Genomic DNA, 16,048 nt, shown 5'->3' with positions numbered 1-16,048 from the left:
GCCCGAAGCTAAAAAGCTTCACTGAAGCTTTTCTTAACGCTTCGTCCTCCTTATTGTATTGGATGTAGCTTTTTGAGTTATGACTTGAAAGTCATTACGCCTGGACTCGCACTGTCTTAATCCTTATTGTATTGGATGTAGCTTTTTGAGAATCATAATCCCGAATGATTATAATAAACAGTGCTGCGTCTTAATCCTTATTGTATTGGATGTAGCTTTTTGAGGGTGTTGCACCTGATCTCACAAAAGTACAGATTCCTTGTCTTAATCCTTATTGTATTGGATGTAGCTTTTTGAGCGTGCTAAGACAGTAAGTACCAACGATCTTGGTGCTGTCTTAATCCTTATTGTATTGGATGTAGCTTTTTGAGAGAAGGTTTATAAACGCTTTGGATTATTTATTAGATAGTCTTAATCCTTATTGTATTGGATGTAGCTTTTTGAGGAACTGTCCAAAAGAAAATGGACATTTAAAAAATTGTCTTAATCCTTATTGTATTGGATGTAGCTTTTTGAGTGCTTTAACTTAACTTATTATTATCATGGCAAAGTCTTAATCCTTATTGTATTGGATGTAGCTTTTTGAGAGAAAAGACCAACCGTTTTAAGTATATTAATAACCTGGTCTTAATCCTTATTGTATTGGATGTAGCTTTTTGAGTAACTGGAAAGCAAGTGTTGGCCAATGCTCAAGCTGTCTTAATCCTTATTGTATTGGATGTAGCTTTTTGAGAAGTTTTGAAAGCATTAAACGGAACTGACTACAAAAGTCTTAATCCTTATTGTATTGGATGTAGCTTTTTGAGGTCTTCATATTGCTACGGATCACCAAGAAGCTGAATGTCTTAAACCTTATTGTATTGGATGTAGCTTTTTGAGAGGGAAGCCTTGGCAACAGACACTATTTTATTCTCAGTCTTAATCCTTATTGTATTGGATGTAGCTTTTTGAGCCGGTGATAGAAATGGACAACGGGGGATTAATGGTCACGTCTTAATCCTTATTGTATTGGATGTAGCTTTTTGAGAAAACGAAACCATAAGAATAGTTAAGCTGGATGTCGTTGTCTTAATCCTTATTGTATTGGATGTAGCTTTTTGAGTTAATGATAAATCACTTAAAACAGAAGTGAGAGTAGTCTTAATCCTTATTGTATTGGATGTAGCTTTTTGAGAATTCGGAATTGTGGCTGCAAACGTACAGTCACTAAAGTCTTAATCCTTATTGTATTGGATGTAGCTTTTTGAGGGCTTTACGTTCCTTGAAGGCGATGAGTTCGTCATTGTCTTAATCCTTATTGTATTGGATGTAGCTTTTTGAGACGGCGAAATCCTGTTTTATACTTCAGTCACAACATGTCTTAATCCTTATTGTATTGGATGTAGCTTTTTGAGCCGATATACGATTATCAGTCTATTGCAGAACCTCCAGTCTTAATCCTTATTGTATTGGATGTAGCTTTTTGAGCCTGGAAAGGCCAAACTCGTCGCGTGACACACGCAATGTCTTAATCCTTATTGTATTGGATGTAGCTTTTTGACGTTTTGTTTACGACTGATAGCCTCCCCTGCAAGCTGGCTCCTCGCTAAAAAAGTCCCCCCGGACTTTTTCTTAACGCTCGGCCCTCCTTATTGTATTGGATGTAGCTTTTTGAGGATAGCAAAAGGTAATCCGCACTCTTTTGAAACACTTGTCTTAATCCTTATTGTATTGGATGTAGCTTTTTGAGGATATCATGAAGAAATCAACGCATACGTAGAAATGTCTTAATCCTTATTGTATTGGATGTAGCTTTTTGAGTCTGGCTATTACTGGCTATACTCGAATGGTTACTGGGTCTTAATCCTTATTGTATTGGATGTAGCTTTTTGAGGAGATCGGTTATGCCGTATTGGATGTTAGCGGTCGGTCTTAATCCTTATTGTATTGGATGTAGCTTTTTAACATTAGGTATTCATTTAATAGCCTCCCCTGCAGCCTGGCCCGAAGCTAAAAAGCTTCACTGAAGCTTTTCTTAACGCTTCGTCCTCCTTATTGTATTGGATGTAGCTTTTTGAGTTAAAACATTCGCTGCGTTAGCTGACAAGACAACAAAGTCTTAATCCTTATTGTATTGGATGTAGCTTTTTAAAATTAGGTATTCAACTTATAGCCTCCCCTGCAGCCTGGCCCGAAGCTAAAAAGCTTCACTGAAGCTTTTCTTAACGCTTCGTCCTCCTTATTGTATTGGATGTAGCTTTTTGAGTTGAGAGGTTACGACCTAAAGGTGATTACTCCAGGTGTCTTAATCCTTATTGTATTGGATGTAGCTTTTTGAGAATGGGAGAGATCCTTCCAGGTGCTGATTTGAAAGTCTTAATCCTTATTGTATTGGATGTAGCTTTTTGAGGATAGTTTCATCTCTTCTGCTGCTGTCAAGTCCACCAAGTCTTAATCCTTATTGTATTGGATGTAGCTTTTTGAGGTTTCAACTCTAAGCCAGCAACCTTTAAGGTGAAAGTCTTAATCCTTATTGTATTGGATGTAGCTTTTTGAGGGCGGATTAATGATTACAAGAGAAGAGGGTGATAGGTCTTAATCCTTATTGTATTGGATGTAGCTTTTTGAGGAGGTCTATGTAAGGTCACTGTAGAAATACAGGATGTCTTAATCCTTATTGTATTGGATGTAGCTTTTTGAGCTCTTGGTGAGAAAACTTGGGAAGTTATCTTCTCTGGGTCTTAATCCTTATTGTATTGGATGTAGCTTTTTGAGTTACTTTCCTTGAAGGCGATGAATTTGTTATCTTAAAGTCTTAATCCTTATTGTATTGGATGTAGCTTTTTGAGCCCCGATTGAAAATCTTATCAATCCTGTCTCCGCTAGTCTTAATCCTTATTGTATTGGATGTAGCTTTTTGAGAAACCTAAAAGACACAGAGATCGCCGAATTAGGCGTCTTAATCCTTATTGTATTGGATGTAGCTTTTTGAGAGCAGCAGTTAATTTCAGAGATCAAAAGCTTAAAAGTCTTAATCCTTATTGTATTGGATGTAGCTTTTTGAGGGAAGATAAAATTCATAAATTATCTATCCCTATGGTCTTAATCCTTATTGTATTGGATGTAGCTTTTTGAGACATGCAAAAAGTGTTGATGGATACTCTTATATAAGTCTTAATCCTTATTGTATTGGATGTAGCTTTTTGAGTGGAAACGGTGTTATCTGTTTACCTCTTCGTGCGCTGTCTTAATCCTTATTGTATTGGATGTAGCTTTTTGAGAGCGCAAAAAACAAAAACAAAAAACAAACAAGACGTCTTAATCCTTATTGTATTGGATGTAGCTTTTTGAGCATTTATTAAAATGATGTCAAAACAAGAAAAGGTTTTGTCTTAATCCTTATTGTATTGGATGTAGCTTTTTGAGTAAATCAACCAAGAAGGCTTCCGGTGTTAGAACTGAGTCTTAATCCTTATTGTATTGGATGTAGCTTTTTAAAATTAGGTATTCAACTTATAGCCTCCCCTGCAGCCTGGCCCGAAGCTAAAAAGCTTCACTGAAGCTTTTCTTAACGCTTCGTCCTCCTTATTGTATTGGATGTAGCTTTTTGAGCCTGCAAATTATTCAATGAATGTGGTCAACAGGGATGTCTTAATCCTTATTGTATTGGATGTAGCTTTTTGAGGCAAAATTCAGTAGCTCAAAGTAACTTGAATGACTATGTCTTAATCCTTATTGTATTGGATGTAGCTTTTTGAGACAAAAACAAAAACAAACAAGATCATGGAAAAAGTCTTAATCCTTATTGTATTGGATGTAGCTTTTTGAGAACCAAGATTATTCTCTAGGCACTTAGAGAAAAGTCTTAATCCTTATTGTATTGGATAGGCGGTCCCGATGACCGCAGGGAGATTAGGATAGCTTTTTGATATTTTGTTTACGACATATAGCCTCCCCTGCAAGCTGGCCCGAAGCTAAAAAGCTTTACTAAAGCTTTTCTTAACGCTTCGTCCTCCTTATTGTATTGGATGTAGCTTTTTGAGTCAAGTTCCTGCTGAGCATATCAATCAGAGTGGTAAGTCTTAATCCTTATTGTATTGGATGTAGCTTTTTGAGTTCGATGAATGTGGTTAACAGAGATCTTGCGCCTAGTCTTAATCCTTATTGTATTGGATGTAGCTTTTTGAGTAGTAATCGACCACAGCAACCGTCCTGCTAATTACAGTCTTAATCCTTATTGTATTGGATGTAGCTTTTTGAGCAGGCTGTATTTCACTAATCGCAATGTTTGCGATGTCTTAATCCTTATTGTATTGGATGTAGCTTTTTGAGCGAAGATTTTGCAACGTTGCCTGCATTGGCAACCTTGTCTTAATCCTTATTGTATTGGATGTAGCTTTTTGAGTTGATGAATTGGGAGGATATCCTATCATCGAAATGGGTCTTAATCCTTATTGTATTGGATGTAGCTTTTTGAGCAATGCTTATGCGTACGAAGAATGGAAACGGTGTTGTCTTAATCCTTATTGTATTGGATGTAGCTTTTTGAGGTTGCATTCGTAAATTCAAGCGCGATTACTTATGAGTCTTAATCCTTATTGTATTGGATGTAGCTTTTTGAGTCCAATCAAACTGAAATATTATGAAATTAGTACACAGTCTTAATCCTTATTGTATTGGATGTAGCTTTTTGAGTCAATGATTACTTGTATCAATGAATATACTTGGAGTAGTCTTAATCCTTATTGTATTGGATGTAGCTTTTTGAGCCTTGGTGATGTAATTCTCTTGTTTTCAATAGCTTGTAGCCTATTTTTTCTCTGATTTTAGCTTTTTTTACTAAAATAAATCTTTCCTTGCCGACCGTCATTCTTAAATGTAAGCTAAGTTTTTTGATTTCGAAAATACCATTTTCTCTAATTCTTATTGGCTCGCAAATAGTTTTACCATGCGCCAAGCCCATTCTTCTTTTCCTTTGACCGGCCCAAAAACTGCCACCCCTTCCAGCGAATCATCCACATGCAACTGATGCTCCTGAATGAGGCCCGGAGGTACAAATGTGCCTGACACAAAACCAAAAGCTTGACCTTGGTTTTTTCTCAATTTTCCCTTTACGATTTTCTTGAGGTGATCCATGGTCCGTTCTGCATCTACTGCTTTCTGTAGGCTTTCGATTTTATAAAATCCGTCTCCCGATCCTTTTCCTTTCAGGGAGTAAATTTCCCCGACTTCTGGCAGTGGGTCGAATTTGCCAAAGCCTTTCTTTTTAGCTGCCGTCACGAAATTGACGATGCTTTTTTCCGGGTTGACATAGTCCACTAAAACCAGCAATACCTGACTGGATTTGTCGGCGGTAGCTGACCCCAAAAGTTGTTCAGCCGGACCTAGATAGGACAGGTACTGATCCTTAAGTGGGATTTCTCTAGCCGAGGTAAACCAAGTAGATTCGAGCATTTCGCGATGGGAGCTTCGAAGTCCCCAGCTTTGCTGTTCTCGTAGTCGGACCAGCTGTATCAATTCCGATTTGGCCCAGTCAAATTTTTCCGTTTGAATCAGATGAGCGATCAATCTTTCCTTGATATTGGACAGAAACTCCGGCTTGACTCTGCAGCTGAGGGCCTTGCAGAGACAAGATAGATAGCGTTGTGGGTCTTGCTGATAGTATTCAGCAAAAACCTGCCAAACCCAAAATTCCCCTTGCTTTCTTCGGGCAAAAGGTAAAAAGGCTTGCATGCCTTCCTCCCGGTCTCCGATCTCCAGTAGGAGTTTGGCTTTGAAATACGGCACGTAAAGCATGCCTCTGTGAGGTTCTAAATTTGGTTCCACTACCTCCTGGAGATAAGTCTCCACTTTTTCCTTTGATGCTTTTTCGCGAATGAGCGCTTTGGAATAGCCGATATGAAGTCGCTCGGCCAGAGAGATGATTTTCTGGCCTTCGTACTCCTGTTTTTCGAAATCATCCTCATCCAAGGTGTCGAAAAGTCCCAAAAACTCCAGGTGGGTACTCAGGGAACCATGATCCCAAAAAGCTGGGGGAAGTTTGATAAATTCCTGCATGAGGAGTTTATAGACCAATAATTTTTGGGGGACGACCCGCTGCCTGAAAATTTCCATGCGACTCAGTAATACCTGTTTGTCCGGATTTTTGGATTTGTTTAGATGCCTTAGCAGGTAGTACATTGCCCAGGCCATTTGCTCAGGTTTGGTTTCCTGATCTGTGGCATGGAGGTCAAAGGCTTCCTCAAATCGACCTTCCTGGATCAGTTGCTTGGCGGAGATGTAATTGGCGGAGAGTACCTGCTTGAAATAGGCCATCCGCTCATAGATGAGGGTTTCATCCTCCGGCATTTGCAGGGATTCAAATTCGGTATAAAAAAGCCTTGCCTGCTCGGATTGCCCCGCTTGTACATGTTTTTTGATCATGTAGTAGAGGGACCAGGCATGACTTCTTTTGAGCCAGATATCAGTGGGATTGGTTTCCAGATCAGTCCTTGACATTCGGGCGGCATCTTCGTATCGGTTTTGGTTACGGAGGTTTTTGACTTCGGCTGTGCTCATGGGCTATAGAAAAACAGTGTTGGGAGGATCGATGATCTGTTCGATGTTGACATTTTTGCCAATCAGCTTCATGCTCCGGGCATCGGAGATATTGAGCGGGACTAGGATGATGCTGTCGCTATTCTCATATACCTCGTTGATTTCGGCGAGGGTTTCCCGGATTTGATCAAATTTTTTATGATCAGAGTGTACCAGAAAGACTGATTTTTGGATTCTGATGCAGCCATTTTTTATCAGGTATTTGGCTACGAGTCCCCTTACTTTGTTGTGTTGGATGTCATACAGGATCAGGTAGTTCATAGTGGTGCTTTTGACGGGTTTATCCCGGAGTATCCCCAGGATTTTTTTAATTCGTTCGGGCAGAGGCGCCAATTGATCCTTTTCAGACAGCTCGGAGGAGGATTCCTCATCAAGGGGTCTGAAAAGTCCAGCAGCCTGAATTTTAGCGATTTGTTCTTTGAGGTTGAATTCCTTGGGTTTAGGTTTGGCCATGTGCTCAGGAATAGGGAGTCAGTTCACTCTGAAGGTATTCGACGAGTTGTTTTCCCAACTCCTTATTGGAACCCGACTTGGTGGTGGCTACCACATTGGCACCCCGCCGTCCGAAAAAGATGTTGAGTTCAGTCCAAAGCTTACCTGAGGTGACTTTGCACTGTCGTCCGTAAGAAATCGGCCTGACACTGGTCAGTTCGAGCTGGATTCCCTCCAGGAGACTTCTGACTTGATCCATGATCTGCTCGAGTTCCTCGGGCTGTGCGTAATCTTTCTGTCTGGGCTGGTGGACCCGCATTCCCATTTTCTCCTTGATGCGCTTGATCACTTCATCGGGTAGTTCCTGTAGTGAGCTTTCTGGGCTGGGACTTAAAACGGGCGCTGCTGCTGTGGCTTCTTTCAATGCTGTTCGTAGTTCGTCCAGCGCAAAGAGGTCCTCCTTTCTCAGGTAGGACTCTGGATTGATGGGTTCTGCTTCGGGATTGAAGTAGGCTCCCGGATCATAGCTGACAAAGCAGCATCGGCTGACGTCATGTGTTTTGATGTCCAGTGCCTCGCGGAAGTTATAGCGTTGGCGAAAAGAGAGGCCGAAAGCCTTGTAGAATCCTGCGTAATAAGCCGCATCAGAAATGGGAGCAGAGAGTTTGAAGAGGACCTTGAGCCCATCTCCACCCGGAGAAGCAAAGATAAGTTCTACCTGGGGATCAGACTTCAGCCGGGTCCGTAGCTCCTCGAGATCAAATTCGAAATCCGAGAGATGGTCCAGATCCATAATGAAGCGCTCGGCATGGAGAAAGTTTTCCTTCCTTCGGACTTTGGGGTGAAAATCGGCACAGACCACGTAGGGCAGCGTAGTTTTGAGTTTTCTGTATTGGCCCGTGTCTAAGGCGCGGATGGCTTGGAGTCTTCGCTGCAGCGTAGCCACTTCTCCAGCGGGGTTGAGGAGGGCTTTGTGGAATTTTGCCAAGGTGATATCCAATAGCTGATCCCCTGCCTGTGTTACATTTTTTCCCAACCGTATCATATTGAAGCAGTTTTGGTGAAAAATTGCCCCAAGGCCTGCATCTGCAGATCGATGTGACTTTGGCGGCTGACGGTGCGGTTACCCAAGGGGATGATTTCTCCCAGGTAGTCGTTGACGGATTGGATCAGGATTCGCTTAGCAAGAGGACCTAGCAGTATTCCTTCATTGATCGTGGATTTTTCAAAAGCCTCTGCAGGAATGGCCTCCTGAGTGGTTAGTTGGATCACTACATAGTCCATCCAAGCCCTGTATTTTTCGATCATATCGTAGACCAAAGCAGGACGGTTGAAATCATCCCGGTGAAAAATCCCCACATAAGGATCCACCCCGGCTTTGATCAAAGCCCCTTCCACTTTGCTGTAAAGCATTCCGTAAGCGTAGTTGAGCAGACTGTTGAACGGGTCTTTGGCAGGCAATCTGTCCCTGATTTCAAAATTAAACCGCTCGGGCATTATCGAAGAGATGGCCTGAAAGTAGCGTTTGGACGCGGCGCCTTCCCAGCCCCGGAGGGTCGGGCTGATATCCGAGAGGTGTTCTGCTTCGAGGCTTTTGACTTTTTCCTTATAGTCTTCGATGCTGTTGATAGCGGATTTGATCAGGTTGTGTGCTGGTAGCACATCTTTTGGAGGCTGTATCGCCATCAAGAGTGCCACTTGGGAATCCAGCTTTTCATAGATCATTTCTTTGACCCAGGGGATCACAGCCGGGGAGTAGAGAAAGTTGAGCTGTGCCCGGCGGATATTGGAGATGCTGCCGTATTTGACCGACCACACCCTTCCTTCCGGATTGCCGGTGTCCGAGACAAAAAGCACATCTACCTGATGGTGAATGGCCAAAATGATGGCGTCACTGGTGATGCGTGCGGCTTTGGAAATGGAGATGCTTTTGACAATGTCGGGGGGAAAGGATTGTTTGCCTTCCTCAGTTTGAATGACAAAGAGGCCGTTTTCCCGGATCAAGGTGGCGCCGTAGGAGTTGATGACGAGGTGCATGGCTGTTTTATTAAGGTTGAAATCTTATCAAACCTGTCAGGTTTAACCTTATTTTTTCGCAATCTGAGGCAGTTAAAAAACCTGACAGGTTTATTTTTGGAAAATTTTAATGAAGCCGTTATCAACCCCCAATCCACCATTCGGAAACGAGAAAGAGCTTGTCCCTAGACCGTGTAATTCCCGTGTACCACCATCGGGTCAGTTCTGGTGGATCCATGACGTACATGCCTTTGTTAAGGAAGAAATAGACCTTTTCCCATTCTCCACCCTGACTTTTGTGGCAGGTGACGGCATATCCAAAGTTGGCCCTCAGGCTATTGAGAATGGGGTCCTTTTGCATGGCGGAATAGTACAGTTCAGACTTGGGTTTGAGTTTTTTTTCTCTCATTCGCTGACTGAAGTCGATCATCAGTAAGCGCTGCTGCTCGGCATTGAGGTTGCTCTGTCCGTTGTGAAGCGGATCGAGACAGAGGAGGATTTCGTGGGGCTTTTCGGTCAGCCGGGCTTTGACTGTAACGTGGAGAAAGCCGATTCCCTTCACAGACAAGGAGGAGCCCACCTGAAGCACTTCTACAAAGTCACCGTTTGTCAGTGGCACGAGGTAGTTGTTTTGAGTCACCATGAGGAGATCTCCTATCTGAAGAGAGGAGTGAGGGTTCCCGTAGAGTTTTTTGCGAACCTGAAGGTTGATCTGATGGCAGTTTTGGTTGCTAAGGCTGATGGCAATGATGTCGCCGGTTCCGTTTTGCGTGATTTCTTCGATGTACCGTTCCTTCATTAGGTCAAAAGGGAGGACAGCAATCGTATGGCTATTTCGGGCGGGGAGTTTGACCCATTTGGTTTTGTAGTTGACACTGGTCATTTTGCGAACCTGGGTAGCTAGCTTGAGCACCTCGGAGTCCTGCTTTTGGCGAAGGATTTGCGTCATTTCAAAAGAGAAAACTTTTTTGCCGAGTTTTCTGAAAAAGTCCACGGACAATGCAGGACTGTCTGAAGATCCCACGGGTGGCAGCTGGCAGGGATCCCCTGAAAAAATGACCTTGTTGTTGCCTACCAAGGACATAAAGTCTGTGAGTAAGTGGCCTGAACCAAAGGAAGCAAAAGATGAATCGTCGTTTCGCTCATCTCCGATCATGGAGGCTTCGTCTACGATATAGACTTTCTGATCATCCTCGTCCGGCTTCCGGATTTCAAAGAGGAGTCTCATTTGCCCATAGTCTGCCACCTCTGTTTTTTCTTTAGCAGGATCGGCATCTCCATCGATTTCTTTGAAGTGATAGAGCTCCGAGTGCATGGTTTTGGCAGTAAAACCTGATTTAGCGATAAGTACCGAGGCGGCACGGCCGGTAGGTGCCAAGAGTGAAAAGGTGATTTTTTTATCGTTGAGGTAGGTAGCGAGCTGTTGGAGGAGTGTAGTCTTCCCGGTGCCTGCATATCCTTTGAGGATAAAAAAGGCCTGATCGGGGAGTTCGAGGAATTCAATCAGTTGGTCAAAGGCCTGCTGCTGCTGTTCGTTGAGGATAAGGGGATTGCTCATGGCCAATAGTGTCTAAAGCGGACAAATTCGAATTTGGAGATCTTGGTGCCGTCGGGTAGTTCTTGGGTGGTACGGTGGGTGGTAGAGGCTAGGCAGGAGATGCCGGCTTTTTGCAGTTTTCTGATCAATGCCACACAGAAGGTGAGTTCACCCATGATGTGGACATGTTTTGGTCTTTTTTCCCGGACTTTGTAGAAATATTCATCTACCAATTTGTCCAGTGCGACTTCATTGAGATTAGGGTCCACATGGGGGAATGGTAAATCTTCCACTTTTTCGTAGGCCTGCAGGGCCCATTGCATTTGATTTTCTGGCCAAGAAGAGGAGGGGTGGTTGGAGAGGTTGAGGAGCATTGAATTACATAGTTAAAATAAACTCCTTCAATTTTTCTTCTTCAGAAAGAATCTCTGTCCCGACTAATTTTATATCTAAAACTCTAGCTCGATCTTGATGTTCTTGGCTTAGTTTGGAAAAGTCGTTGACTGAGAACAAAAAGTATTTTACAAAAAGGCCAAAGTCTTTTTTCAATGTACTTGCTTTGTATAGCGTGTTGGTGAATAGTTGGCTGAGTTTACCCTCCTCATCATCGGCGACATCTGTCTTACATTCTATCACATATAATGCATTTTCATGGGTGAACATGACATCAAATTCATTTGAAGTTTTTTCACCTCTTGTAACTCGAACTCCTTTGCCTATTTCTTCCTCCTTTTTATTTAAAGTGCTTTTAATAAGCTCATAAGTGTATTCTTCAAACCAATCACCAGTTAGATAATTAGTTTCTTCACGGGTTAGTTTATGTTCATTCTCAGCCTTAAATCCAGCCAAAGTCATAGGATGGAGTACATTAAGTAATTCGTCTGTGATTTCTGTGTTTTTGCTGTCTCTTATTTTGTTCTGACGGAAGAATTCTACCATTTTTTTAATAGGTAGATTCAGTTCTCCTAGAAAAGAAGTCATGACTTTTTCATTATCGGCTTTACTGCGGATTAATTGATTTTTCTGAGAAAAGGCTTTTTGTTGGACAGCTACACCATTTGCTTCCAAATAGTCAATAAGGCTAATTCTAAATAAGATTTCCTTTGTTTTATTCTTTTTCATTGGAAAAATCTGTCTGAAATGACTCTTGCCAATGGGTAAATAGTAAATATCAGATGCGCCAATTTTAGTGAAATAGTTGAAAGCGCCTAAAGACATAATTTTTGTCCCTCCAGTGATGTTGACAAGGTAATGGTCTTCATCCTGACTTTCCAGTTCAATACTGATCGTTTTTTCAAAGTCAACAAGACTATCTTCTTCCACTAAAATGGTTTGGTGAACTTCAATTTGGTCTTCGCAGGCTTTTATAATGTGTCCCACTACTCCCTTCCTTTCCATTTGTTCTGTGGATATGAAAACATATAAATCTGCTTTAGGCTGATCTTTTATAAATAATACATTTGGAATAGCCTGATCACTGATCAAGGAGACAAGTATGATTCTGGACATGCTGGTTTTTATTTTTGATTAAACTTGGTAAGAAGAAGATCGAGTTTTTCATTGATATTATTGCTCATCAATTCCCGACCTGAATAGGTATTGAAATCTTCAATTTCCAGTATTTTTTCGATCCCAAGATTGACTTGTAGATTTTCCAGTTGGGTTCTAGCCTGTGGGTCTTGAGTGATGCCGCCTAAGATGGCAAGATACTTTTTACACTTTAATCCAAAGTTTTTGGTAAGTGAGGCCAGTTTAAACATAGGCCCCGAGATTTTGTCTGTTTTTAGATTTTCTGCCGGATATACCTTGCATTCCATGACATAGAGGTCATTTTGAAAGATAAACATCAGGTCAAATTCATTGTCATGCTCATAGGGACTGGTGCTATCTTTCCGCCTGATGCCCACATTGCAGGCGATTTGAGACTCGTCCAGACCAAATGCCTCCTTAAATACTTTATAACAGTGTAACTCAAACCAGGTACCCATCAAGTAATTTTTATCCGGGTCTTTGTATTCTTGTTTTGAGGCTCTTGCAATCACCGGCACTCTGGAAGGATGACCTTCCAGGAGGAGTTTTTTCATCAAAATTTCCGGTTTGGGTACTCCTTCGTAGTAGTCTAAGCTACTTTCGATTGCAAAACCGTATGACTCCAAATATTCAAAAAGGGATATGGCAATTTCCGGGTTTTTAGGAATCTGCTTTACTTCCGGCAGTAGCTGCTGATAACTGGACGATCCAATTGGTGCATAAAACATGCTGGCATCATATTTTTGGAAGTGCTGATAGACCATCTGAGACATCAGCTTGTTGCCTCCGGTAAGGTTGATTAGGTATTTTTCATTTTCAGAAAACTTCTCTTTTACGAGTTGTAGCTGAATTAGAGAAGCATCGCTAGCATCTATAAGCACCTTTCGACATTTTTTGGGATCCAGTCTGAGAGATTCCATCAGGTTGCGGGTGACGTTTTTTTCTTCCATCTCTTGGGTAGTCACAAAAAGAAAAAAAGAATCAGGCTGCTGAAACTGCTTGATAAAATGCAGGTTTGGAACAGCCTGATCGGATATGATGGAGAGGAGGTGGGGCATGACTGAATGGTTCGAAAAGGAAAATAGCCTTTCTGCATAGGACTTTCAGAAAGGCTAATTGTTGGTTTCAGTGATTAACTGTTTTGGATAATTTTTTTGGTTAGGTCTTCACCTAGCCACTTCACTATTTTTTTATAGTAATGGTTTGCCTCCCAATTTGTATCGCGCCACTTTGTTTTCTCCTTTTCAGGAAGAGCGGCATATATTTCTTTCAACTTTTCAACAAGTGGCTCTATATCTGTTTTTTCTTTTAGTGGGCCGTCCTTGAATTTAACTTGAAATCCTTTCATTACCTTTTCAAGAGATTCGAATCCTCTGGCATTAACCTTTACAGATTCCAGATTTATGGGATTACTGAGTTTTCCTTCTAATCTTTCTTGATCTAACTTCTGATTTTTTAAAGCAGCTTGTTGAGCTTTTTCTTCTTTAAGCCGTATTTGAGTTGCTTTGAGTTTTTGGATTAACTCTACTTTTTTGGACTGTACGGCTTCATTAATTTGATTTTCGGACAAAAGTTTAAAGGATGTCGTTGGATTATTATTAGCCTGATTACTGAGGGAATTTAAATAGGCTGCCTGATTTCTGTGAAATGTTTTCGCCTTCTCAATTTCCTGAATATTTACCTTGCTTTGAATGCTCAATGGCCCTACGACTGAGGAATAATCCAGTAATGCCAATTTTTCTTTTTTGGCTTCCTGAAACTCATTAGAATTTCTCATGTCCATTTTTTGATACTTAAGAAATTCATCGCCCATATCACTTGGATTTGCAATGGTAAATAATTCTATAATCTGGGAAGATTCAGCCCAATTATTCTTGTCCCCTGAAAGTTCATAATTCATATAAGATTCAAATTCTTTCATCAAGCTTTCTTGATCATGAGAATTTATTCCTTCCAATGAAAAATCGATTTTACCATAACCTAAAGGTTTGCCCATTCCGATACTATGGAATAATCCTTTATGACCATGGAAGGTCAGCGCTGAGATCAAGGCTCCAAGTTCTTCTCTTCGGAGATTATGGTAGGCTATTTGGAATTGGAATTTGGCCCCTTTGTCTAAAGGGATAAATTTGGTTGCTACTTTCTCGTTTATTTTTCCATTTATCACAGGAGGGGGATTTACACTTACCCCAATATGCCTGACAGGGTATTTTTTCCAACCCCGAATTACTGCCTTGTTGTCATTGAATGTTAAATAATTGCCCTTTATTTTTCCGGCTTTTAAATCTGGTTGCCTTATGTAATTGGGATAATAACTCGCTTTTGGTCCCCCTAGAACCTCTTTTTTCTCTTCGAGAGTTTTTGCGGCAGATGAAGCAAAGGCATGACTGATGAAAATCCTTCCTTTTAAAGATTCATATTGTTTATCCTCTAATTTCTTGATGTATCCAAACAGGCAATCAGCCAAGTCTGGTTTCTTTGATTCCTCTTTTTGGAGATGCTGGATATTTTCTTTTACAGAGTATGCATAAGTGATCTTGAAAAGCAAGGTTAGGCCTATGTCTTTAACATTTCTGGCTGATGGAATAGCATTCTCATCTTTTAGGCGGAAAAATACTGGTATTGTTTTGCCAATTTTGAGTTCTTCTTTTCTTTCTTTCCAGTCGTCCTTTTGTTGGCCTTTGTCATGGTCATAGTAGGCAAAAAAGAAATTTTTGATTACTTCATGATCATTTCCTTCTTCATCTTTTGGAAATGAGATTTCAGGATTTCCGTAATTGAAAAATATAAATTCATATTGTTTACCCTGGTTTTCTTGTTCTTTTCTAATTCCTGGTTGACCCGAAAAAACAATTGTGCCTTTTTTTCCTTTTCCAGTTTCACCGAAGACATATTTCTCCCTTCCTATACCATCTACAGGTTCATCAGAGTCCTTGTATGAAAAACTATGCCCATCCTTTTTGAATGGGAAAGCTTTATATTTTGCATGCGCTGATTTCTCCTTATCCGATTTAAGATTTTCTTTTTGTTGGTAATACTGAGACATTTTGTTTGGTCCCGAAATTTTGTCAAGTTCTTTGTGGGAAATTCGTCCCGGTCTGCCACAAGGAATTAAGTAATAGTTTTTTCCATCTGATCTTAACCAACCACATTGGACTTCTTTTGAAATTTTACTCTTATCGTAAATATTATTATTGTTAAAATCTCTAACAGAGTACTTAACATCGTTGACTTTATCCTCCATTCTGCCGAAAGACATGATTTCGATGAAGTTTCGAAGCATTCCTTTAATGGACGATCCGGGTACAAAATATTGACCTTGGAATTGATTAAAAGATAAGTCAGAGTTATTCTCATCTTGAATAGAGCCGTTTCTCACATAAATAGGGGAGTGAGCGGTCATCTCGACGTTTAAAACACCTGATTCACCGTAAGCAAATGGTTTGTCATGAGAAATGGCAGAACCCCAGTAGGGAGTGATAACTTTTTCACTCAGAGGTATAAAATTGTAGGGTGAAGTGATTTTTTCCATGTGTCTTAGTTGTTTTTAAATTCAAATCCCTCAAAAGCGATCCATTCAGGCTGAAGTACATCCATTCCCTGACAGTATTCATCTGGCTCTAAGCCCCAGAATTGGACAGCTTTGAATTTCTCTATCCCTTTATTCTTAAGCACTTCGATTGCCTCAAATACGTTTCTTTCTAGCCGGGAAGAGTCCAATTCCTTAAGTTGGACCTGGTGAATGTAATATCTACCATCCATATTTTTGATATTCAAGCAGACTCCGCCGTCTGCGGAAGAATAGAGATATCCTTCGACTATAAAGGGAAGGGGAGTGAACGAGCTTTCAGAAAGGATTTCAGAATTGAAAATAATAGGACTATTCTGATCAGAGTACCATAAGTAACCCGTATAGGTTTTACCGAAATCTATTTCTTGTATTTCAATTTTTTTCAT

Annotated in this window: 10 protein-coding genes and 2 CRISPR repeat arrays; all 10 genes read right to left on the bottom strand. The window is 40.9% G+C overall.

What is annotated here, in order from left to right; genetic code table 11:
• Positions 1-40 precede the first annotated feature (40 nt).
• Positions 41-3,808: a CRISPR direct-repeat array (repeat unit 37 nt; unit sequence GTCTTAATCCTTATTGTATTGGATGTAGCTTTTTGAG).
• Positions 3,809-3,984: 176 nt separating this feature from the next.
• Positions 3,985-4,748: a CRISPR direct-repeat array (repeat unit 37 nt; unit sequence GTCTTAATCCTTATTGTATTGGATGTAGCTTTTTGAG).
• A 154-nt stretch (positions 4,749-4,902) separates the two neighbouring features.
• On the bottom strand, positions 4,903-6,537 hold the full coding sequence (locus ACK4HU_RS21180; protein ID WP_409809928.1) for a DUF7017 domain-containing protein: 1,635 nt from the start codon (positions 6,535-6,537) through the stop codon (positions 4,903-4,905).
• 3 nt (positions 6,538-6,540) lie between these two features.
• Positions 6,541-7,029 carry a CRISPR-associated endonuclease Cas2 gene (gene cas2, locus ACK4HU_RS21175; protein WP_409809925.1) on the bottom strand — a complete coding sequence of 163 codons (489 nt, stop codon included), beginning with the start codon at positions 7,027-7,029 and terminating at the stop codon, positions 6,541-6,543.
• Between the two features lie 4 nt (positions 7,030-7,033).
• Complete coding sequence (locus tag ACK4HU_RS21170) at positions 7,034-8,053, bottom strand: CRISPR-associated primase-polymerase type B (protein ID WP_409809922.1); 1,020 nt, start codon at positions 8,051-8,053, stop codon at positions 7,034-7,036.
• Positions 8,050-9,045 carry a CRISPR-associated endonuclease Cas1 gene (gene cas1 / locus ACK4HU_RS21165; RefSeq protein ID WP_409809920.1) on the bottom strand — a complete coding sequence of 332 codons (996 nt, stop codon included), beginning with the start codon at positions 9,043-9,045 and terminating at the stop codon, positions 8,050-8,052. Before cas1 ends, ACK4HU_RS21170 begins: the two co-directional genes overlap by 4 nt.
• 121 nt (positions 9,046-9,166) lie before the next feature.
• Positions 9,167-10,582: an ATP-dependent RecD-like DNA helicase gene (locus ACK4HU_RS21160; protein WP_409809917.1), complete on the bottom strand. Its 1,416-nt coding sequence runs from the start codon at positions 10,580-10,582 to the stop codon at positions 9,167-9,169.
• Positions 10,579-10,935: a hypothetical protein gene (locus tag ACK4HU_RS21155; protein ID WP_409809914.1), complete on the bottom strand. Its 357-nt coding sequence runs from the start codon at positions 10,933-10,935 to the stop codon at positions 10,579-10,581. Before ACK4HU_RS21155 ends, ACK4HU_RS21160 begins: the two co-directional genes overlap by 4 nt.
• 4 nt (positions 10,936-10,939) lie before the next feature.
• Entirely contained in the window at positions 10,940-12,070 is a 1,131-nt protein-coding gene (locus ACK4HU_RS21150) for a Card1-like endonuclease domain-containing protein (RefSeq protein ID WP_409809911.1), read from the bottom strand.
• Positions 12,071-12,078: 8 nt separating this feature from the next.
• The gene (locus ACK4HU_RS21145) at positions 12,079-13,149 is read right to left on the bottom strand and encodes a Card1-like endonuclease domain-containing protein (RefSeq protein ID WP_409809908.1); all 1,071 of its coding nucleotides are present in this window, start codon (positions 13,147-13,149) and stop codon (positions 12,079-12,081) included.
• Positions 13,150-13,223: 74 nt separating this feature from the next.
• On the bottom strand, positions 13,224-15,623 hold the full coding sequence (locus ACK4HU_RS21140; protein ID WP_409809905.1) for a TIGR03986 family CRISPR-associated RAMP protein: 2,400 nt from the start codon (positions 15,621-15,623) through the stop codon (positions 13,224-13,226).
• Between the two features lie 5 nt (positions 15,624-15,628).
• Positions 15,629-16,048 carry a TIGR04423 family type III CRISPR-associated protein gene (locus ACK4HU_RS21135; protein ID WP_409809902.1) on the bottom strand — a complete coding sequence of 140 codons (420 nt, stop codon included), beginning with the start codon at positions 16,046-16,048 and terminating at the stop codon, positions 15,629-15,631.

It is taken from the genome of Algoriphagus sp. (assembly GCF_046296635.1).
Lineage (GTDB): Bacteria > Bacteroidota > Bacteroidia > Cytophagales > Cyclobacteriaceae > Algoriphagus.
This window is presented reverse-complemented; position numbering and strand designations above follow the sequence as displayed.